The 20511-nt window shown below is 77.6% G+C and carries 17 protein-coding genes; 10 read left to right on the forward strand and 7 right to left on the reverse strand.

The features are described 5' to 3' along the window. Positions 1–40 precede the first annotated feature (40 nt). Genes ACRYMY_RS06080 through ACRYMY_RS06090 form a run of 3 tightly spaced genes read right to left on the reverse strand, consistent with a single transcriptional unit; the run spans position 41 to position 3959 of the window. Complete coding sequence (locus ACRYMY_RS06080) at positions 41–1033, reverse strand: lysylphosphatidylglycerol synthase domain-containing protein (RefSeq protein ID WP_432546368.1); 993 nt, start codon at positions 1031–1033, stop codon at positions 41–43. Beyond that, the gene (locus tag ACRYMY_RS06085) at positions 1030–3012 is read right to left on the reverse strand and encodes a glycosyltransferase (RefSeq protein ID WP_432546369.1); all 1983 of its coding nucleotides are present in this window, start codon (positions 3010–3012) and stop codon (positions 1030–1032) included. Before ACRYMY_RS06085 ends, ACRYMY_RS06080 begins: the two co-directional genes overlap by 4 nt. Further along, a complete protein-coding gene (locus tag ACRYMY_RS06090; protein WP_432546370.1) occupies positions 3009–3959 on the reverse strand; it encodes a glycosyltransferase family 2 protein in 951 nt (316 codons plus the stop codon). The genes ACRYMY_RS06085 and ACRYMY_RS06090 overlap by 4 nt, the downstream gene beginning before the upstream one ends. Before the next feature lie 215 nt (positions 3960–4174). Here ACRYMY_RS06090 and ACRYMY_RS06095 point away from each other — a divergent pair, with 215 nt between their 5' ends. Then, positions 4175–4867, forward strand: a complete 693-nt coding sequence (locus ACRYMY_RS06095; RefSeq protein WP_432546419.1) for a class I SAM-dependent methyltransferase — start codon at positions 4175–4177, stop codon at positions 4865–4867. Positions 4868–4881: 14 nt separating this feature from the next. Next, a complete protein-coding gene (locus tag ACRYMY_RS06100) occupies positions 4882–5052 on the forward strand; it encodes a hypothetical protein (RefSeq protein WP_432546371.1) in 171 nt (56 codons plus the stop codon). 12 nt (positions 5053–5064) lie between these two features. On the opposite strand, the gene ACRYMY_RS06105 is transcribed toward ACRYMY_RS06100, so the two are convergent. Then, the gene (locus tag ACRYMY_RS06105) at positions 5065–7173 is read right to left on the reverse strand and encodes a hypothetical protein (RefSeq protein WP_432546372.1); all 2109 of its coding nucleotides are present in this window, start codon (positions 7171–7173) and stop codon (positions 5065–5067) included. A gap of 93 nt (positions 7174–7266) precedes the next feature. Between ACRYMY_RS06105 and ACRYMY_RS06110 the strand changes: the two genes are divergently transcribed. Next, positions 7267–7962, forward strand: coding sequence for a TIGR03089 family protein (locus ACRYMY_RS06110; protein ID WP_432546373.1), 696 nt, complete (start codon positions 7267–7269; stop codon positions 7960–7962). Continuing rightward, positions 7959–9047 (forward strand): AbrB family transcriptional regulator, encoded by a 1089-nt coding sequence (locus tag ACRYMY_RS06115; RefSeq protein ID WP_432546374.1) that lies wholly within the window; start codon positions 7959–7961, stop codon positions 9045–9047. Before ACRYMY_RS06110 ends, ACRYMY_RS06115 begins: the two co-directional genes overlap by 4 nt. Before the next feature lie 27 nt (positions 9048–9074). On the opposite strand, the gene ACRYMY_RS06120 is transcribed toward ACRYMY_RS06115, so the two are convergent. Together ACRYMY_RS06120 and manA are read right to left on the reverse strand one after the other, a co-directional pair. Then, entirely contained in the window at positions 9075–9446 is a 372-nt protein-coding gene (locus ACRYMY_RS06120; protein WP_432546375.1) for a hypothetical protein, read from the reverse strand. A 122-nt stretch (positions 9447–9568) separates the two neighbouring features. Continuing rightward, positions 9569–10750, reverse strand: a complete 1182-nt coding sequence (gene manA, locus ACRYMY_RS06125) for a mannose-6-phosphate isomerase, class I (protein WP_432546376.1) — start codon at positions 10748–10750, stop codon at positions 9569–9571. Between the two features lie 61 nt (positions 10751–10811). Between manA and galE the strand changes: the two genes are divergently transcribed. Further along, on the forward strand, positions 10812–11786 hold the full coding sequence (gene galE, locus ACRYMY_RS06130; protein WP_432546377.1) for a UDP-glucose 4-epimerase GalE: 975 nt from the start codon (positions 10812–10814) through the stop codon (positions 11784–11786). 9 nt (positions 11787–11795) lie between these two features. Here galE and ACRYMY_RS06135 read toward each other — a convergent pair whose 3' ends face one another. After that, a complete protein-coding gene (locus ACRYMY_RS06135; protein WP_432546378.1) occupies positions 11796–12713 on the reverse strand; it encodes an AEC family transporter in 918 nt (305 codons plus the stop codon). A 138-nt stretch (positions 12714–12851) separates the two neighbouring features. On the opposite strand from ACRYMY_RS06135, the gene ACRYMY_RS06140 reads away from it, so the two are divergent. The 5 genes from ACRYMY_RS06140 to ACRYMY_RS06160 all read left to right on the forward strand — a co-directional run bounded on the left by ACRYMY_RS06140 (position 12852) and on the right by ACRYMY_RS06160 (position 20419). Then, positions 12852–13604: a decaprenylphospho-beta-D-erythro-pentofuranosid-2-ulose 2-reductase gene (locus ACRYMY_RS06140; protein WP_432546379.1), complete on the forward strand. Its 753-nt coding sequence runs from the start codon at positions 12852–12854 to the stop codon at positions 13602–13604. Beyond that, the gene (locus tag ACRYMY_RS06145; RefSeq protein WP_432546380.1) at positions 13523–15235 is read left to right on the forward strand and encodes a hypothetical protein; all 1713 of its coding nucleotides are present in this window, start codon (positions 13523–13525) and stop codon (positions 15233–15235) included. Before ACRYMY_RS06140 ends, ACRYMY_RS06145 begins: the two co-directional genes overlap by 82 nt. A gap of 248 nt (positions 15236–15483) precedes the next feature. After that, on the forward strand, positions 15484–17370 hold the full coding sequence (locus tag ACRYMY_RS06150) for an N-acetylmuramoyl-L-alanine amidase (RefSeq protein ID WP_432546381.1): 1887 nt from the start codon (positions 15484–15486) through the stop codon (positions 17368–17370). Further along, the gene (locus ACRYMY_RS06155; RefSeq protein ID WP_432546382.1) at positions 17370–18425 is read left to right on the forward strand and encodes an LGFP repeat-containing protein; all 1056 of its coding nucleotides are present in this window, start codon (positions 17370–17372) and stop codon (positions 18423–18425) included. Before ACRYMY_RS06150 ends, ACRYMY_RS06155 begins: the two co-directional genes overlap by 1 nt. Before the next feature lie 152 nt (positions 18426–18577). Continuing rightward, complete coding sequence (locus ACRYMY_RS06160) at positions 18578–20419, forward strand: hypothetical protein (protein ID WP_432546383.1); 1842 nt, start codon at positions 18578–18580, stop codon at positions 20417–20419. Positions 20420–20511 lie beyond the last annotated feature (92 nt).

Raw genomic sequence — 20511 nt, forward strand, 5'->3', positions numbered from 1 at the left:
GCGCGGCGGTGCTTCGTGACCGGATCGCAACGCGCCCGCGTCAGCGCGCGGGCTCGCCCCGGCGGCCCAGCAGCAGGGCGGCTCCGGCCAGGAGCAGGTCCGCCAGCGTCAGCAGCACCCGCGAGCCGAGCACCACGACGGCCGCCGCCGCACCGCCCGTGGCGGTGGCCAGCACCGCGGCCAGGACGACCTCGCGCGCGCCCGCGCCCGCCGGGGCCAGGACGACGAGGAACCCCGTGGCCCAGGCCAGCGTGTACCCGCCCAGGCACAGCGCCGCCAGCACCGGCAGCGGCAGGTCCGCCCCGCCGACGGCGCGGGTCAGCACCAGCACCTGCGCGCCGACCGCGACCCACGAGGCCAGCGCCCACGCCGCGGCGGCGCCCAGCCCCCGCCACGTCAGCGGGTGCTCCAGCGGCGGCTGGCGCGCCACGCGCAGCAGCAGCCGCAGGAGCGGGTTGAGCACGGGCGGGGACAGCAGGACCAGCAGCACCGGCGTCAGCCACGGCAGCCGCGCCAGCCACGCCGTCCAGCCGCCCTGCGCGCCCGGCCCCACGGCGGCCAGCGCCGCCGGCAGCAGCGCCACGACGAGCAGGGCGGCCGTCGTCATCGACACGCCGAGCGCGACGACGAGGGCGGAGGCCGTGCGCCGGCGCGGCACGCCCAGGTCGCGGGCCAGCTCGGCCTGGGCGACGAACTGGAACACCGTGCCCGGCACGTAGCGACCCAGCTGGCCGACGAAGAACACCCGCGCCGCCGCCGGCCGCGGCAGCCGCGACCCCAGGTCCGCCAGCACCGCCCGCCACGAGGCGCCGGCCAGCGCGACGTTGGCCAGCGAGCACACCAGCGCCAGCAGGACCGTCGCGGCGTCCAGCCGGGACCACGCCGCGGCGATGCCCTCCCGCTCGCGCCACACGTAGACCACGGCCAGCGCGACGGCCACGAGGAGGAAGGCGCCGCGCACCCACGGCGAGCGGGCCGCACGGCCCAGCCGGGCGGCCGGTCCCGCACGGCCCCCCGGACCCGCCGAGCTCACCGCCGGCGGAACGTCAGCAGGACGAACGTGTAGTCCAGGCCGGTGCGGGCCCAGTGCACGGGCCGCTCCGGGTGCGCCAGCACCTCGTCGGTCAGCTCCCCCACCAGCTCCAGGCCCACCGCCTCCGCCGCGCGCACGAAGCCGCGCACGTCGTCCGGGGAGAAGATCCGCACGGGCGCGCCGTAGGCCGTCACGCCCGTGGTGTCCGGCGGGTCGGCGTCGTAGTCCGTGGACAGCACGAGCACGCCGCCGGGGCGCAGCACGCGCGCCGCCTCGGCCAGGAACGCGGGCACGGGCACCCCGTGCTCGACGACCGACATGCACGTGACGGCGTCCAGGGACCCGGCGGGCAGGCCGGTGTCGGTGACGTCGCCGTGCCGGAACTCCACCCCGTCGCGGTGCACGGTGGCGCCGAACTCCAGGTTGATGCCGGCCAGCGCGCCCCGCTCCCCGCCGAAGCCGTACAGGCGCAGCCACGGCAGGACCGGCGAGTAGCGGGCGCTGCCGGCGTCCAGGACGCGCGCGGAGCGCGAGCCGTCGTCGGCCAGGGTCAGGACGGCGGCCACCGCGCCCAGGGCGTCCCAGTTCTTCGGGGCGTCCGGGTGCGCGGGCAGCCGCAGCCGGCGGGCCTGCGCCACCGCGTCGGCGACCTCCGCGCGGTCCTGCAGGACGCCCGTGCGGGGCACCCCGCTGGGCACCGGCCGGTGCGCCGGCGGCAGCCCCAGCCGGCGCGCGGCCAGGCGCTCGCCGGCGCGGCGCTGCACGCCCACGCGCGCCCACAGGGCCAGCTCGGCGCCGCGCTTGGCGACCTCCAGCAGCCGGCCCCCGGGCGGCGCGGCGGCCGCGCCGGGCTCGGCGGCCGCGTCCAGCGCGGCCAGGTAGGCGTCCCACGGGGTCTCGAGGTCCGGCGCGCGCACGCCCTCGCGCAGCGCCTGCAGGCCGCCGTCGCGCAGCCGCAGCAGCGCCGCGGCCAGCGCGTCGGCGTCGCCCGGCTCGACGAGCAGGCCGTCGACGCCGTCGCGCACCTGGGCGGGGAACGAGCCGGTGCGGGTCGCCACGACGGGCAGGCCGTGGGCGAAGGCCAGCAGGGCGTTCTGCGAGGCGGTGCCCGAGCGGTACGGCAGCACCAGCGCGTCGTGCTCGGCCAGCAGCCGCGGCAGCTCCGCGGCCGGCACGTACCCCTCGCGCAGCGTCACGCGCCCGCGCAGGCCCGGGGCCGCGGCCAGCTCGCGCACGCGCTGCCCGGCGCGGCCCCACAGCTCCCCGGCCACGGTGAGGCGGGCGTCGAAGCCCTCCAGGTGCACGCGGCGCAGCGCCTCCAGCAGGACGTCGACGCCCTTGTACCCGCGCACCACGCCCAGGCTCAGCAGCCGCACCCCGCCGTCGCGCGGCACGCGCGAGCCGGCCGGCCCGGCCAGCGGCTCCCCGCCCGGCAGGTGCGGGGGCAGGTCCGCCACCACGACGTGCCGGGCGCCGTGGTCGCGGGCCAGCCGGGCCTGCTCCTCCGAGTGCACGAGGACGCCGTCCACGGACGCCAGCAGCCGGCGCACCAGCAGCGCGTCCCCCGGCCGCGGCTCGTGCGGCAGGACGTTGTGCGCGACGACGACGGTGCGCGCCGACGAGCGGGCCGAGCGCAGCCCGGCCAGCACGCCCAGCAGCGCGGGCACCTGCAGCGGCACCACGTGGGTCAGGACGACGAGGTCGGCGTCGGCGCAGCGGCGGCCGGCGCGCACCCAGCCCGCCGGCGCGTCCCACGCCAGCGCCCGCACCGTCGGGACGAACTCGGGCACCTCCGGCTCCCCGCCGGGGACCAGCGGCTCGCCCGGGTACAGCGCCGCCGGGTACTGCCGCGACCACGACACCAGCCGCACCCGCTCGCCCGCGCCGCGCAGGTGGTGCGCCAGCTGGGTGGTGTGCACGGCCGTGCCGCCCTTGGCCGGGTGGGCCGGGCCCACCACGACCACCTTGCGGGCGCTCACCCGTCGTCCCGCGAGCGCACGACCAGGTCGGCCAGCAGCGCCACCGAGCCGATGAGCAGCCCGGAGACCAGCAGCAGCACCGTGTTCGCCGGGAAGTAGAAGGTGTGGCGGAACATGTCGGTGACGGCCTTGACGAAGCCCAGGCCGAAGAGGAACAGCGCCAGCGGCATGAGCACGCGCAGCGGCTCGAAGTACATGACCATCCGCAGCACCTGCAGGATGTAGCGGTAGGCGTCCTTGACGAAGTGGAACTTCGACGTCCCGGCCCGCTTCGCGTACGCCGTCGGCACGTACTTGATGTCGTGCTGGTTGCACAGGAACGCCAGCGTGATCGTCGTGACGCAGCTGAACCCGGGCGGCAGCAGCCGCAGGTACGGCAGGGACACCGACTTGCGGAACGCCCGCAGCCCCGAGTTCAGGTCCGGGATGCGCTGGCGGGCCAGGACCTCGGCGACCTTGCGGATGACGAACTTCGCCGGCACCCGCAGCGCCTTGTGGCTGCCCTCCTCGGTGGTGCGCGCGCCCACGACCTGGTCGTAGGAGTCGTCCTCCAGCAGCACCCGCACGAGCTCGGGGATGCGCTCGTTCTCGTAGGACATGTCGGCGTCGGTCCACACGACGATCTCGCCGCGGGCCATCTGCGTGCCGATGCGGCGCACCGTGCCCGAGCCGCCGTTGCGGCGGAAGGCGACGACCTTCAGGTGCTCGAAGACCTGCTCGGCCTGGCGCAGCACCGCGAGGGTGTCGTCGGTGGAGGCGTCGTCGACGGCGAGCAGCTCGTAGCTCATCCCGTCGGCGTCCATCGCCGCGGTGATGCGCTTCAGCTCGTCGAGGACGTGCGCCTCCTCGTTGTAGCAGGGCAGCACGATCGTGGCGACGGGCGCGAGGCCGGCCGGGTCGACCTCGGCGGCGCGGTGCGGGGAGGGCACGGGAGGCTCGGGAGGCATGGCGCAGGGAGCTTAGCCCGGCTCGGGGCCCCCGGCCGTCGCCGCGGCGACGGCGACCCGGTGCGTGTCAGCGGCCCCGGTCCGGGCACTCTGTCGGTGTGTCAGACCGCACTCCCCCGGCGCCCGGCGCCGGCAGCACCGCGCAGGCCCGCTCCTCCGAGCGCGCGTCGCAGGCCCGCTCCTCCGGCAGCACCGCGCAGGCCCGCTCGTTCGGGATGGCCGCCGACGTCTACGAGCGCGCCCGCCCCAGCTACCCCGCCGCGGCGCTGGACTGGCTGCTGCCGGCCGGCGCGCGCCGCGTCCTGGACCTGGGCGCCGGCACGGGGAAGCTGACGCGGCTGCTGGCCGCGCGCGGCCTGGACGTCGTGGCGGTCGAGCCGACCGAGGGCATGCGCCGGGAGTTCAGCCGCGTCCTGCCGGACGTGCAGGTGCTGGACGGCACCGCGGAGGACGTGCCGCTGCCGGACGCCAGCGTCGACGCCGTGCTGGTCGCGCAGGCGTGGCACTGGGTGGACCCGGCCGTCGCCGCTCCCGAGGTGGGCCGCGTGCTGCGCCCGGGCGGGACGCTGGGGCTGCTGTGGAACGTGCGCGACGCCAGCGTCGACTGGGTCGCCGAGCTGGACCGCACCCTGCCGCGCGCCGGGGAGGAGCAGCTGCGCAGCCTCGCGCCCGTCGTCGGCGGCCCCTTCGGCCCCGTGGAGCGCTTCGACGTGCCGTGGTCGCAGGAGGTGACGGTGGCCGAGCTGCTGGACTACACGTCCTCGCGCAGCTGGGTGATCACCCTGCCGCCGGACGAGCGGCGGGCCGTCCTGGACGACGTGCGCGCGCTGGCCGAGGCCCGGCTGGCCGACGCCGGGAGCCTCGTCGTCCCGTACATCACGCGCTGCTCGCGCACCCGGCTGCGCTGAGCGACGATCCAGCGGTGACCGGGACCCCTTCCGCGCCCCGCCCGCCGGCGCGCAGGGCGGTGCCCGCCGACGAGCTGCCCGGGCTCCTGCGCCACCTGCCCCCGGTGGACGGGGACCGGTGGCTCGCGGACGCCCGGGAGGACGTCGACCAGGAGCCGCGCGACCCGTGGGGGGACCGCCGCTGACGCGGCGGACCGTCAGACCGGTGCCTCCTCCGGTGCTGGAGCGGCCCACAGCTCGACGGTGATCCGCTGGGCCCCCTCGGGGCGGCGGGTCAGCAGCCGCTCCGGCTCGGTGGTGCGCAGGTACGTCAGCGGCTGCGCGTCCTCCGCGCCCAGCGCGGCCAGCGCCTCGCGCGGGGCCCGCTCCCCGCCGGCGGCGACGAGCACGGGCACCCCGCCCGCCGCGCGCACCCGCCCGGCGGCGCGCTCGACGGCCGCCGTCAGCGCCTCCTCGTGCGCCGGCTCCCCCGGCCGGCCCACGGCGGTCGGCACGACCAGCGCCGCGGACGGCACCCCGCACGTGCCGCGCAGCACCTGCGGCCACTCGTTGCGCGAGCGGGCGTCGACGGCGAGCGCGACCACGTCCTCGCCGTACGTCTCGCGCAGGGCGGCGCACGCCTCGGCGACCGCGGCGACCTGACCGGCCTCGGTGCGCTGGCCGGCCACGGGCACCGTGGCCAGGGCCGCGGGCACCAGCAGCAGGACCGCGCCCACACCCGCCACGGCCGGCGCCGGGACGGTGACCGGCAGGGCCCGGCTGCGGCGGGGCACCTCCCGCACCGCCCACGCCAGCGCGGCCACGGCCAGCAGCACGACGGCGGGCAGCACGACCGGCACGAACCGCCGGTCGGCCCACGGGTGGTCGGGGGTGATGCCCGGCCGGTACAGCGTCAGCAGCAGCGACCCCACGGCCAGCACGTACGGCACCGTCCACCCCGGCAGCGGCGCCCGGCCCTGCACGGCCGCCACCAGCCGCGGCAGCAGCGCCACGGCCGCGGCACCGGCCAGCACCAGGACGGGCCAGCCCAGGTACCAGGACAGCCAGTCGACGCTGTGCTCGGCGTAGGTGCGCCCGCCGTCCACGGGCAGGCCCTGCGCCAGCTGCAGCCCGGCCACCAGCCGGCTGCCCGGGTCGGCGGGGTCCTGGCGCACCACCAGCCACAGCGGCCGGCTGGCCAGGCCCACCAGCACCAGCGCGAGGACGCCCGCCAGGACGGGACCCAGCCGCGGGGACGTCAGGGGCCGCACCCGCGCCAGCCACCCGCGCCGGGCGGCGCGCGCCCCGGCGGCCGACAGCACCGCCAGGCCCACCAGCGCCGCCAGCAGCGGCAGCAGCGACCCGCTGATCGTGCCCAGGTACGGCCGCGAGGTGAGCGCGGCGGCCGCCGCGGCCAGGACGGTCGTCAGGGCGGTGCCGGCCAGCAGCGCCCGGGCGGCCGGGTGGCGCAGCACCAGCAGCACCGCCACCACCGGCAGCAGCAGCGCGACCTCGCGCAGGTAGTCGATGCGCACGAACCCGACGGCGCCCAGCAGCAGGCCCGCGCCGCCGCCCAGGCGGGCGGCCGCCGGCCCGTCGGCGCGCACGGCCGCCACGGCCAGCGAGGCGGCGCCGGTGAGGACCAGCAGGGCGGGCGGCTCGGAGTAGGTGGAGCGGGCGGCCAGCAGGAACGGCTGCGCCAGCAGCAGCGCGGCCGCCGCGGCCGGCGCCCACGCCGGCCCGACCAGCCGCGCGGCCAGCCCGGCCACGCCCAGGACGGCGGCAGCGCCCAGCAGCGCGGGCACCAGCAGCAACCCGTCCCAGCCGGCGGCCCAGTCGCCGAGGCTGAACAGGGCCGGCGCGCCCAGCAGGAACTGCGGGACGACGACCTCGCCGACCTCGTAGTACGCGGGGCTGGCCAGCGTGAACGACGGGTCGGCCAGCGCGGCCGCCCCGCCGAGGGCGGCCAGCGACGGGTCCACCGGCAGGCCGTGGTGCTCGGCCAGGTGGTGCGCGTACAGGGCCAGGGAGCCCGCGTCGCGGCGCAGGACGACGTGCTCGGAGCGGGTCAGCGCCGCCCAGAGCCCCGCCGCCACCGCGAGCGCGGCCGTCGTCGCGCCCGCCCACGCGGGCACCGGCACGACGGGCACGCCCGCGGCCAGCCGCCCGGCCAGGACGGCCGCCACGAGCGCCACCGGGACGGCGACCAGGGGCCGCCACAGGTCCACCAGGACCAGCGGGACGGCGACGGCGGTGACGGCGGCGACGGCCGCGGCGAGCACGACGGGGACGCGGGTGAGCAGCACCGCCGGCCAGCTGGGGAGCACGCCGGGACGCTAGCGGGTGCCGCCGACGCGGCCCCGACGCCCCGCTGACCCGCGGCCGCGGGCGGTCGGGGGACCGGCGGCTACCGTGGCGCGGTGGCCCGCACCGTCCCCGCCCTCCTGCAGCAGCTGAGCACCGACGACCCCGGCACGCCCCGGCTGACCTGGTACGGCGCGGACTCCGCCCGCACGGGCGAGCGCGTGGAGCTGTCGGCGCGCGTGCTGTCCACGTGGGTCGCCAAGACCGCGAACCTGCTGGAGGAGGAGTTCACCGCCGGGCCGGGCACGAGCGTCGGGCTGGCGCTGCCCACGCACTGGCGCACCGTCGTGTGGCAGCTGGCGGTGTGGGCCACGGGCGCCGAGGTGGTGCTGGGCGAGGACGCCGCCGGGGCCGACGTGCTCGTCGCCGCCGACGCCGGCCCGCTGGCGGCGGCCCTCGCGCGCGGCGGCGAGGCCGTCGCCGTCGACCTGGCGCCCCTGGCGACCTCCTTCTCCGGCGAGCTGCCCGACGGCGCCCTGGACTACGCGCGCGTCGTCACCGGCTACGGCGACCTGCACGTGCCCGCGCCGGACCTGGCCCACGGGCCGCTGCTGGCCGAGGCGGCCGCGGCGGCGCGGGACTGGCCGGCCGGGGTGCGGCTGCTCACCGACGCCGGGCCCGAGCGCACCACCGGGTCCGTGCTGGCCGCGTTCACGCGCACCGGGTCCGTCGTCCTCGTGCCCGACCTGGCCGGCCTGGCCGACGGCGTCGCCGAGCAGGAGCGCGTCACGCAGGTGCTCCCCGCCCGGTGAGCGGGCCACGGCGCCCGCGCCGGGCGGCGCTCACCGGCGCCGCGCACGCGCTGCTCGTGGCCGCGGCCGTCGTCGCCGCCACCCTCGCGCTGGACCGGCTGGCCGTGCCCTCCCCCGCGCTGTTCGCCGGGCTGCTCGTCGGCCTGGTGGACGCGCTGGCCGTGCGCGCGCCGCTGGCCGTGCCGGAGCGGGCCGGCACGGCCGCGCAGGCCGCCGTCGGGGTGACCACCGGCACCCTCGTGCAGCTGTCGACCCTGCGGGCGCTGGGCGAGCACTGGCTGCCCGTCGTCCTCGTCGTGCTCGCCACCCTGGCCCTGAGCCTGGGCACCGGCTGGCTGCTGGGCCGGCACCGCGACGTCGACGCCGTCACGGGCGCGTTCGCGCTGGTCGCCGGCGGGGCCAGCGGGCTGGTGGTGATGGCCCGCGAGCTGGGCGCGGACCAGCGGGTCGTGGCGGTCGTGCAGTACCTGCGGGTGCTCGTCGTGGTGCTGTCCCTGCCGGTGGTGCTGCAGCTGGGCTTCGGGGTGAGCGGCGGCTCCGGCGCGGCGGGGGCCGGCGGCGGGCCGTGGTGGGCTGGCGCGCTGCTGCTGGCCGGGTGCTCCCTCGCCGGGCTCCGGCTGGGCCGCCTGGCGCGGCTGCCCGCCCCCTCGCTGCTGGGGCCGCTGCTGGTGACGGCGGTGCTGTCGCTGTCCGGGCTGACCGACGGCCTGACCGTGCCGGCGCTCCTGGAGCAGCTGGCCTACGCGGTGATCGGGCTGCAGGTGGGGACGGGGTTCACGCGCGCCGGCCTGGCCGCGGTCGCGCGGGTGCTGCCGGCGGCGCTCGCGCTCATCGTCGTGGGCGTCGCGGGTTGCGCCGGCCTGGCGGTGGCGCTGTCGGCGGCCACGGGCCTGCCGCTGCTGGACACCTACCTCGCCACGACGCCGGGCGGGCTGTACGCGGTGCTGGCCGCGGCCGTCGGGGTGGGCGCGGACGCCACGTTCGTGCTCAGCGTGCAGGTGCTGCGGCTGCTGGTGATGCTGCTGGCCGCCCCGGCCCTGGCGCGCCTGCTGGCCGGGCGGTCCGCCCCGCCGCCCGGCGCCTGAGGGCGCGGGGCGGGCGGGCGGCGCGGGTCAGGCCGGTGCGGCGACCTCGCACCAGACCCGCAGCGCGTCCGGGGTGCGCCGCCAGCCCCACTCGCGGGTCAGCCCGGACAGCAGGGCGTCGGCCTCCGCGGCCAGGTGCGGGGTGTCACGGCCGGCGAGGTCCACCACCACGACGATGCCGGCCCCGGTCTCGCGCACCTCCACCGCGCGCACCTGCTCGACGGTGTCCCCGACGGCCAGGAGCTCCGCCGCGGCCTGCACGAGGTCGTCGGCCACCTCGCCGTCGACGCCCGACTGCTGGGCGAACAGCCGCACGAAGCGCCGCACCTGGGCCGTGGCGTCCTCGCCGGCCGTGACGGCCAGGCGCACGTGGTCGGGCGCGGCGGGCAGCGGGGTCACAGGTCCTCCCGGGACGACGGGCCACCGGGTCCGGTGGTCCCGGCGGCGGCCTGGGCGCGCTGTCGTACCCGACCTGCAGGTACCCGGGCCTCACCGCGGGGAAACCTCGTCGCGGGGACCGCTCAGCCCGGGGCGGGCTCCCCGGGGGTCGCCGCGACGAGCAGGCCCTCCCCGCGCGCGGTGACGGGGTGCTCGGCGGGCAGGACGAAGGCGGACTGCCCGCGCGCCAGCACCAGCTCCCCGCCGTCCGGGGCGGTGACCGCCACCTCCCCCTCCAGGCACAGCAGGGTCCGCGGGACCGCCCGCTCCCACGTGGTGACCGTGCCCGGGCGGGCGGTGAGGACGGCGAGCGCGAAGTCCCCCACCCCCGGGTCGAGCACCAGCTCGTCCGCGGAGACCCGCCGCGGCGCCAGCAGCGGCGGCGGCAGCACCCGGAAGTCCACCACCCGCAGCAGCTCCGGCACGTCGACGTGCTTGGGCGTCAGCCCGCCGCGCAGGACGTTGTCGGAGCTGGCCATGAGCTCCACGCCGGTGCCCCACAGGTAGGCGTGCACGTTGCCCGCGGGCAGGTACAGCGCCTCCCCGGGCGCCAGGCGCACCTGGTTGAGCAGCAGCGAGACCAGCACGCCCGGGTCGCCGGGGTGGTGCCCGGCCAGGTGGTTGGCGCACAGCGCGGACGGGTCGTCGGAGCCGGCGCACGCGACGGCCACGGCCTGCACGAGCGGCCCGACGACGTCCGCCTCGGCGGTCAGCAGCCGCGAGGTCGCCGCGCGCAGCGCCTCCCCCTCGTCGTCGGCCGCGAGGTCGTCCAGCAGCGCGGCCAGCAGGGCGTCCGTGGCGGCGGGCAACCCGACCAGCGGCAGGCCGGCCAGCAGCTCGCGGGCGGCGGCGGGGGCGCGGAAGCCGGCCACCGCCGCGAACGGCTCCAGCGCGTACAGCAGCTCCGGCTTGTGCTCGTCGTCCTTGTACAGGCGGTGGGCGGCGTCGCGGGGCACGCCCGCGGCCTCCTCCTCGGCGAAGCGCCGGCGAGCCGTGGCCCGGTCCGGGTGCACCTGCAGGGACAGCGGCGCGGCCGCCGCGAGGACCTTCAGCAGCGGCGGGCGCGGCACCCCCGCGGCGTCGAGGACCTCGTCCAGCCCGGCGCGGCCGCCGTCGCCGGCCACGACGGCCGAGGGGGCGGCGGGGTGGGCGCCGATCCACAGCTCGGCCTGCGGGGTGCCGTCGGCCGGGCGGCCCAGCAGGTGCGGGATCGCGGTGGGCGAGCCCCACGCGTACGGCTGGACGCGGTTCTCGAGCCGGTGCACACGCGCGACCCTAGTGGGAACCCCGCTCACGGCGAGGGGCGTCTCACTACGCTGGGCGACCATGAGCGTCCTCGTGACCGGCGGTGCCGGCTACATCGGGTCCCACGTCGTGCGCCTGCTCACCGAGCGCGGTGACCGCGTGGTGGTGGCCGACGACCTGTCCAACGGCCGCGTCGCCCGCGTCGGGGACGCCCCCGTGGTGCAGGTCGACCTCGCCACCGACGGCGCGCGCGACGCGCTGCGCGCGGCGTTCGCCGAGCACGACGTCGACGCGGTGATCCACTTCGCCGCCCGCAAGCAGGTCGGCGAGTCGGTGCAGCAGCCGGCCCGCTACTGGTCGCAGAACGTGGGCGGCACCGCGAACCTGCTGCAGGCCATGGAGGACGCCGGGGTGGGCCGGCTCGTCTTCTCCTCCTCCGCGGCCACCTACGGCGCCCCGGACAGTCCCGTGGTGCGCGAGGACGGCCCGTGCGAGCCCATCAACCCGTACGGGCAGACGAAGCTCGTCGGGGAGTGGATGACCCGCGCCGCGGGCGTGGCGTGGGGGCTGCGCGCGGCGAACCTGCGCTACTTCAACGTCGCCGGCGCCGGCTGGCCCGACCTGGGCGACACGGCCGTGCTCAACCTCGTGCCGATCGTCTTCCGGGCGCTGGACGAGGGCCGGCGCCCCGTCGTCCTCGGCGGCGACTACCCCACCCCCGACGGCAGCGCCGTGCGCGACTACGTGCACGTGGCCGACCTGGCCTCCGCGCACCTGGCCGCCCTGGACGGCCTGGACGCGGACGAGCGCCCGCACGACGTCTTCAACGTGGGCACCGGCACCGGCTCCTCGGTGCTGCAGGTGCTGGACGCCGTGCGCGAGGTGACGGGCCTGCCGGTGGACCCGGACGTGCGCGAGCGCCGCGCGGGCGACCCGCCGTCGCTGGTGGCGGACGTCTCGCGCATCCGCGAGGACCTGGGCTGGACGGCCTCGCGGGGCCTGACGGACATCGTGTCCTCCGCGTGGGAGGCCTGGCAGGCGGGGCGCTCGCGCTGAGGCGCCCGCTCAGCGCGGCAGCAGCAGCGTGACCGCGACGAGGACGGGCCCGGCCAGCACGGTGGTGGCCAGCACGGTGTCGCGCGCGAGGTCGCGCGCGACGCCGTAGCGCACCGCGAAGGTGAAGACGTTCTGCGCGGTCGGCAGCGCCGCGACCACGGTGGCGGCGAAGACGGTGGCCGGGGCCAGGCCGAGGACGTGGGCGGCCACGGCCCACGTCACCAGCGGCTGCACGATCGCCTTCAGCCCGGTGGCCAGCAGGACGTCGGGGCGCCGCCACCCGGCGAGCGAGCCGCCGTGCAGGGAGATCCCGAAGGAGATGAGGGCGCCGGGGACGGCGAGCCCGGCCAGCAGGCCGACGGGCTCGGCGACCGCCGCGGGCAGCCGCCAGCCGGTCACCGCCAGCAGCACCCCGACCGCGGCGCCCAGCAGCATCGGGTTGACCAGCGGGGTGAGCGCGCGCTTGAGCGAGGCCCCGCCGGGGGCGCCGGACACGTCGAGGATCCCCAGCGCGATAGGCGTGAGCACCACCATCTGCAGCAGCAGCGCCGGCAGCACGGCCGTCAGGTCGCCCAGCACGTAGGCGGCCACGGGCAGGCCGATGTTGGCGGCGTTGACGAACGAGGCGGCCAGGGCGCCGATGACGAGCGCGCCGCGGTCGGCGCGCCAGCGGAGCCGGGCCACCAGCAGCCACACCAGCAGGCAGACGAGGACCCCGGAGCCGGTGACGAGCAGCTGCGAGGAGAAGAGGACGGCGACGTCGGCCGTGGCGAGGGTCTGCACGAGCAGGGCGGGCGAGCCGACGAAGAAGACCAGCCGGGCGACGACGACCTGCCCGGTGGGACCCAGCGCCCCGGTGCGGCCGAGGACGTAGCCGACCGCGACGAGCGAGGCGACGACGACGAAGCCCGTCAGGACGCCCGTCACCCGCCGATCACCGCGCGAGGCTACCGAGCGGTCCGCGGGGCCCCGACCGCCGCCCGGCCGCGCTCCGGGCCGGCCCGCCGCCGTTGCTAGGGTCTGCGGGTCCTCTGACCGCCCCGCGACCGCCCGGAGACGCCCCCCGTGATCGACGCGCTCGGCACCCCCCGCTCCGTCCTGCTGCTCGGCGGCACCTCCGACATCGGCCTGGCCGTCGTGGAGCGCCTCGGCGAGCGCCCGCTGCGCGTCACGCTGGCCGCCCGGCCCGGCCCCCGCCGGCAGGCGGCCGCCGACCGGCTGCACCGGCGCGGGCACGAGGTGCGCGAGGTCGACTTCGAGGCCACCGACCTGGCCGGCCACGACCGCGTCGTGGAGGAGTCCTTCGCGGCCGGGGACGTCGACGTGGCGGTGCTGGCCTTCGGCGTGCTGGGCGACAACGAGCAGCTGTGGCAGGACGCGCCGGCGGCCGTGGAGGTCGCCACCGTCAACTACACGGCCGCCGTCGGGCTGGGCGTGCGCCTGGCCGCGCGGCTGCGCGCGCAGGGGCACGGCACCGTCGTGGCGCTGTCCAGCGTGGCCGGCGAGCGCGCGCGCCGCTCCAACTTCGTCTACGGCTCCACCAAGGCCGGGTTCGACGCCTTCTTCACGGGCCTGCGCGAGGCCCTGCGCCCGGACGGCGTGCGCGTGGTCGTCGTGCGGCCGGGCTTCGTCACCACGAAGATGACGGAGGGGCTGCAGGCGGCTCCCCTGTCGGTGTCGGCGGAGCAGGTGGCGGAGGTGGCCGTGGAGGCCGTGCGAGCTGGCAAGGAGACCGTGTGGGCGCCCGGCCCGATGCGCTGGGTGATGTCGGCCCTGCGGCACGTCCCGGCCCCGGTGTTCCGGCGCCTGCCCCTCTGAGTCCCGCCCTGTCCGCCTCGTCGTCCCTGCGGTCCCCCGCCGCCCGCGCCGCGCTGGCCGGCGGCGCCACCCGGCTCGCCACCGCGGCCGGGACCGCCGGGCGCGGGCCGCGCCGCGGGCTGGACGCGCTGGCGGCGCTGCTGACCGCGCTGGCCGGTCTGCTGGTGTTCAGCCACCGCCTGGCCGCGCCCAGCCCGTGGCGCGACGAGGCCGTGACGGTCGCGGTGGTGCGCCGCAGCGCGGCGCAGATCGCCGACCTCGTGCGCGAGGTGGACCTCGTCCACGCGCCCCACTACTTCCTGGCCCACGCCCTGCTCGGCCGCGACGCCGACGTGGTGGACGTGCGGTGGATCTCGGTGGTCGCGGCGGCGCTGACCGCGGCGGCCCTGTACGGGACGGCCCGCCGCGCGGTGCTGGCCTCCCCCGGCGGCGGACCGGACGGCGGGGTCGGCCCGGGCCTGGCCCGGCTGGCGGGGCTGACCGCGGCGCTGGTGTGGGTGGCCACGCCCTTCGCCTCCCGCTACGCGCAGGAGGCGCGCCCGTACGCGCTGGCCGCGCTGCTGGTGACGGTCTCCACGTACTGCCTGCTGCGGCGCTGGTGGGCCGCGTACGCGCTGACGCTGCTGCTGATCACGGCGGTCAACAGCACGGCGCTGCTGGTGCTGCTCGCGCACGCGGGCTGGACGCTGGCCTCGCCGGGCACGCGCCGGCGCGCGGCGCTGGCCGCGGCGGCGGGGCTGGCGCTGTCGGCGCCGCTGCTGCTGGCGCAGTCGCGCCAGCGCGGGCAGGTGGCGTTCCTGCAGCCGCCGGCCCCGGCGGACCTGCTGGGGCACGCGACGTTCGCGCTGGGCGGGACGGCGGGGGCGCTGCTGGCGGCCGCGGCGGCCGTGGTCGCGTGCGTGCTGGCGCGGGCGCGGCGGGCGGTCCTGCTGGGGGTCCTGTGGGGCGTGGCGTGGGTGCCGCTGCTGTGGCTGCTCTCGCAGGTGCACCCGCTGTGGACCACGCGCTACCTGGTGCCGGTGGCGCCGGGCACGTGCCTGCTGCTGGCGACGGTGGTGACGGCGGGCTGGGGGGCGACCCGGTCGGCCCGGCGCGCGCGGGCGCTGCCGGCGCGCCCGGGGGTCCCGGCGGTGGGGCTGGCCGCGGCGCTGGTGGCCGGGACGGCGGCGGCGGGCTGGCACATGCAGGTCGTCTTCCGCGACTCGGCCATCGGGCACGGGGAAGACCTGCGCGGCACGGCCGAGCTGATCGCCGAGGGGGCGCGGCCGGGTGACGGGCTGCTGTTCGTGCCGGACGGGGAGTACCGCTACCGGGTGGTGACCCAGCTGTACCCGGAGGCGTTCGCCGGTCTGGAGGACCTGGCGCTGGCCGAGCCGGCCGCGGCCTCGGGCACGCTCGTGGGGGTGCCGCGCGAGCCGGCGCAGGTGGCGGCGGCGCTGGCGCGGGTGGACCGCGTGTGGGTGGTCGGCGGGCCCGGCGAGCTGCTGGCGGCCACGCCCGCGGACGCGGCGACGATCGTGGCGCTGCAGGGCTGGGAGGTGGTCCAGGAGGCCGACCGCCGCGCCTTCAGCGTCCGCCTGATGGAGCCCGCCGGGGCACCGGAGCCGGTGACGACGACCCCCTCCCCCTGACGGCCCCCAGCGGGGGGACAGCAGGGACTCAGACGTTGAGCGCGCTCTCAGCCAACACGCAGGGTGATGTACATCTCACGGCGTGTCGTCACCGCAGTCCCTCCACGCAGCCTTTACATCACACGTATCGTCACCTACTTTGCGTCACGGGCCGGTCGTCCGCTCAAGCTCGACTCCAGGGCGACCGATGGCCACCTACGACAGTTCACCCGTGTGGGTGGCACCGGACCGAGACGGAGCGAGCTCGCATGCCCCTGCAGGACACCCGCGTCTCGAGGCGCGCCACCCTCACCGGTGGCGCCGGCGCGGTCGCCGCGCTCGGCCTCGCGACCGCAGCCCCCGCCGGTGCCGCGACCCCGGCTCACGCCCCCTCGGCCCTGTCCGCCGGGCCGCTGGCCGTCGGCGGCTCCACCCGCTCCGTCACCCTCGGCGCCCCGCGCGGCGCGGCCCGCCTGCTGTCCTCCGGCGGCGGCCTCGAGGTCGTCGGCGTCAGCGTCGACGGCGGCAGCATGGTCGGCGTCGTCTTCCCCGGCGGCACCAGCGCCACCTCCGTCGCCGTGCGCGTGCGCCGCGCCGGCGGGGAGTTCTCCGCCTGGAGCGACCTGCCGCTGAACGACTCCGAGCCCGACCCCGGCACCGCCGACGCCCACGAGCACACCACCGGCTCCGACCCCCTGTGGGTCGGTGAGCTCGGCGTCGGCGCCACCGTCGAGGTCCAGCTGCCCGCCGGCGAGGTCGGCCGCGCCCGCCTCGAGGTCGTCGACCCCGGCGCCGCGCGCACCACCACGCTGCTCGCAGCCCCCGCCGGGCCGGCCCCCCTGGGCACCGGCACCGGCACGGTCGTCCCCCTCGGCACCGCCACCACGAGCACCACGACGCTGGCCGCGGCCGCACCGACGATCCGCTCGCGCGCCGAGTGGGGCGCCGACGAGTCGCTGCGCAGGGGCAGCCCCGGCTACTCGCCCACGATCAAGGCCTGCGTCGTGCACCACACCGCCGACGGCGGCTCCTACAGCCAGTCCCAGGTCCCCGCCGTGATCCGCGGCATGTACCGGTACCACACCGTCAGCCTCGGCTGGAGCGACCTCGGCTACAACTTCGTCGTCGACCGCTTCGGCGGCATCTGGGAGGGCCGCGCCGGTGGGATCACCCGGCCCGTCGTCGGCGCCCACGCCGGCGGCTTCAACGCCGAGACGTTCGGCGTGTCGATGATGGGCGACTTCACCTCCGTCGCCCCGCCCGCGGCGATGCTCGAGTCCGTCGCCCGCGTCATCGCGTGGAAGCTGTCCCTGCACGGCCTGCCGGCCCTCGGCTCGACGCGGCTGCGCTCGGCCGGCGGCGGCACCGCCCGCTACAAGGCCGGGACCGACGTCACCCTGCGCATCGTCAACGCGCACCGCGACGTCGGCTTCACCGCCTGCCCGGGCAACGTCGGCTTCACGAAGATGGACCAGATCCGCTCCCGCGTCGCCCAGCTCATGGGCGGGGCCACCACGGCCGCCACGGCCATCTCCGCCAAGTACGCCGCCATCGGCGGCGCCGCCGCCATCGGCGCCCCCACCAGCGCCGAGGGACCGGCCCGCTCGGGCGGCACCTACCGGCACTACCAGGTCGGCTCGATCTACCACAGCACCGCCACCGACGCCCACGTCGTCAAGGGCGACATCCGCGAGAAGTGGAAGGCCCTCGGCTGGGAGGGCGGGTTCCTCGGGTTCCCGCTCACCGACGAGACCCCGCTGCCCGGCGGCGCCTTCAACCACTTCGAGGGCGGGTCGATCTACTGGTCGCCGCGCACCGGCGCGCGGTGCGTCCGCGGCCTGATCCGCGACAAGTGGGCCTCCCTCGGCTGGGAGACCGGGTTCCTCGGCTACCCCGTCACCGACGAGGTGCCGCTGCCCGGCGGCGCGTTCACCGCCTTCGAGGGCGGCTCGGTGTACTGGAGCCCCCGCACCGGCGCCCACGTCGTCAAGGGCGCCATCCGCGACGCGTGGGGCGCGCGCGGCTGGGAGGCCGGCCGGCTCGGCTACCCCACCAGCGACGAGTTCGCCGTCGACGGCGGGCTGCGCACCACGTTCGAGCGCGGCTCGATCACCTGGAACCGCCGCACCGGCGCCGTGACCGTGAGGGAGAGCTGATGCCGCTGCACCGCCGGGCCACCCTCGGGACCGCGGTCGCAGCGGCGCTGGCCGCCCTCGCGCTCGCCGCCCCCGCCGCGGCCTCCGCCGCGCCGCCCGCGCTGCCGCGGCACCTGCCCAGCGGCGTCGACAGCCTCGCCCGCTACGAGGCCGCCACGACCTGCGGTCCCGTGCAGCCGGGCACCCGGGCCCTGAAGAAGCTCATCCTCGACACCTACGGCGAGCAGGCCGTCGGCGACGCCCGCGCCTGCCCCGCCGACGGGCGCGTGAACTCCGAGCACCACGAGGGCCGGGCCCTGGACTGGATGCTCGACGCGCGCGACCCGGCGCAGAAGGCCCTCGCCGACGAGTTCCTCACCTGGCTGCTCGGCGAGGGCGCGAACGGCGGCTCGGCCGTCAACGCCCGCCGCCTCGGCGTCATGTACGTCATCTGGGACGGTCGGATCTGGGGCTCCTACCGCGCCGAGGAGGGCTGGAAGCCGTACACCGGCCCGAACCCGCACACCGACCACGTCCACATCTCCCTCAGCCACCGCGGCGCGGCCGCCGAGACGTCGTGGTGGACGGGCGAGACGAACCCCGTCGAGGGCAAGTACGCCGCCCTGGGCCGCGAGCGCTCCGTCCTCGGCGCGCCCGTCTCCCCGATCACCGACTGGCGCTCGGCGCGGCGCAAGGACTACCAGCACGGCTCGATCCTGTGGTCGGCCCGCACCCAGGCCCGGGCGGTGCAGGGCGCCATCGCGCAGGCGTACTTCTCCGGCGACCGGGCGAAGGTCCTCGGGCTGCCCGTCACCGACGAGCAGGTCGCCCCCGGCTGGACCGGGCGCTTCAGCCACTTCGAGAACGGCTCGGTGTACTGGAGCGAGCGCACCGGCGCGCACCTGGTCAAGGGTGCGATCCGCGGCGCGTGGGCCGCGCAGGGCTGGGAGACCGGCCGCCTGGGCTACCCCACGTCCGACGAGCACGAGGTGCCCGGCGGCCGGCGCAACGACTTCACCGGCGGCAGCGTCACGTGGGAGCGCGCCACCGGGAAGGTCGTCGTCGCCTGGCGCTGACACCGCGCTGAGCGGCACCTCACACCCGGGACTCCCGTGACGGGTGCCGATCACCGGGACCGCTGGGGCAGGATGCGCTCAAGCCCGGACCGGTCCCTGCCGATGTCCGTGGCGAGCCCCTCGCCACCTCACCGGACACACCGGAGGACCCGTTGCGCCCGTCCCGCCTGCGCCGCCTCGCGACCGGTGCCGTCGCCGCCGTCGCCGCCGCGCTGACCGCCTGCACGGTCGCGCCCGCCCCCGCCGCCGAGGCGGCCGAACCCACCTGGTTCCAGCCCGGCGCCACCTGGACCGGCGACTTCGGCGACCCGACCGTCGTCCTCGTCGGGGACACCTACCACGCCTACGCCTCGCCCGTCGGCGGGCGCGTCCTGCCCGTCCTGACGAGCGGGGACCTGAAGACCTGGACCGTCCGCGACCGCTACTCGAACGACGGCCCGCCCGGGCGCGGCGGGTACTCGGTGGCGAACGACCAGAAGATCCCCGCCGAGATCCGCGCCAACACGGCGCTGGGCGACTGGGGCAGGTACGACACCAACGACGCCCTCGTGCGCCGCGCCTCCTGGGGCCTGCACCACCAGCAGGGCCCGTGGATCGACCGCGACTACTGGGCGCCCGGCGTCTTCAACATCGGCGCCACGTGGTTCGCGTACTCGCCCGTGCGGGTGTCCCCCACCCGGTTCTGCCTGACCGTCGCCTCCGGGCCGTCCCCGTCGGGGCCGTTCCGCGACATCAGCGGTGACCGGCCGATCCAGTGCGAGGACCCGAACCGCGACCCGGGCGGTTCCATCGACCCGCAGCCGTACCGCGACCCGGCCACCGGCAAGAACTACCTGCTGTGGAAGTCCTCCGGCAAGGTCGCCTCCCACCCGTCCTCGATCAAGGCGACGGAACTGGCCGACAACGGGTTCCCGAAGCCCGGCGCGCCCGTCGTCACGCTGCTGGAGACCGAGCGCGGGTCGCTGTGGGAGGGCGACACCATCGAGAACCCGTCGATGGTGACGTTCCGCGGCACCACCTACCTGTTCTACTCCGGCAACCTGTCCGACCCGCTCGACGACCAGGGCCACAGCAACTACGCCTCCGGGTACGCCGTGTGCCCGGCCGGCCCGGTCGCCCCCTGCCACCGCGTGCAGCGCACCCCGCTCGTCGCCTCGGCCGGCAGCGCGCAGGGCCCCGGCGGCTCCTCCGGCTTCGTCGACAAGCAGGGCGAGCTGCGCATGGCCTACGCCACGTTCCGCCTCGGCGAGAACGTCGGCGGGCCGGTCCCGCACCCGCGGCGCATGTCGATCGTCAAGCTCGTGCAGGACCCCGACAAGCGCCTGCGCGTGGAGGGCGCCGCCGCGACCACGTCCTCGGACATCACGCTGAAGTGGAGCGCGCTGGGCGGGGCCCGCGGGTCGCTGGGCGCCCCCACGTCGGCCGTCCTGCCCACGCCGACCAAGCCCGGTTTCTACCAGCACTTCCAGGGCGGCTCGGTGTACACCTCGGCCGTCACCGGCGCGCACGTCGTCACCGGCCGCATCCGCGACCGCTGGGCCGCGTGGGGCTGGGAGAACTCCGCCCTCGGGTTCCCCGTGAACGACGAGACCGCGATCCGCGGCGGGGCGTTCAACCACTTCCAGGGCGGGTCGATCTACTGGTCGCCGGCCACGGACGCGCACGTGGTGCGCGGGCTCATCCGCGACAAGTGGGCCTCCACCGGCTGGGAGAACGGCTGGCTGGGCTACCCCGTCACCGACGAGGTCGTCCTGCCCGGGGGCGCGTTCACCCACTTCCAGGGCGGGTCGGTGTACTTCTCCCCCGCCACCGGCACGCACACCGTCCGCGGTGCTATCCGCGGCGCGTGGGCGGCGCAGGGCTGGGAGGCCGGGCGGCTGGGCTACCCGACCTCCGACGAGGTGACGCTGTCCGGCGGGGCCAAGCGCACCACCTTCCAGGGCGGCTCCATCACCTGGACCCCCGGCGCCGGCGCGAAGGTCACCTACCGCTGACCCACCCCGCACCACCCCGACCCCGCCGTGGTCTTGCAGGGAGTCCCAGCGAGATCACGGCGGGGTTCGTCGTCCCCGGGCCGACGACCCCA

The organism is Kineococcus haloalkalitolerans (assembly GCF_050871905.1).
Taxonomy (GTDB): domain Bacteria; phylum Actinomycetota; class Actinomycetes; order Actinomycetales; family Kineococcaceae; genus Kineococcus.

What these genes read in the sequence shown, in the direction of transcription:
- ACRYMY_RS06090 (WP_432546370.1), bottom strand. Translation starts at nt 3,959, where the DNA reads ATGCCTCCCGAGCCTCCCGTGCCCTCCCCGCACCGCGCCGCCGAGGTC.
- ACRYMY_RS06095 (WP_432546419.1), top strand. Translation starts at nt 4,175, where the DNA reads ATGGCCGCCGACGTCTACGAGCGCGCCCGCCCCAGCTACCCCGCCGCG.
- galE (WP_432546377.1), top strand. Translation starts at nt 10,812, where the DNA reads ATGAGCGTCCTCGTGACCGGCGGTGCCGGCTACATCGGGTCCCACGTC.
- ACRYMY_RS06150 (WP_432546381.1), top strand. Translation starts at nt 15,484, where the DNA reads ATGCCCCTGCAGGACACCCGCGTCTCGAGGCGCGCCACCCTCACCGGT.
- ACRYMY_RS06155 (WP_432546382.1), top strand. Translation starts at nt 17,370, where the DNA reads ATGCCGCTGCACCGCCGGGCCACCCTCGGGACCGCGGTCGCAGCGGCG.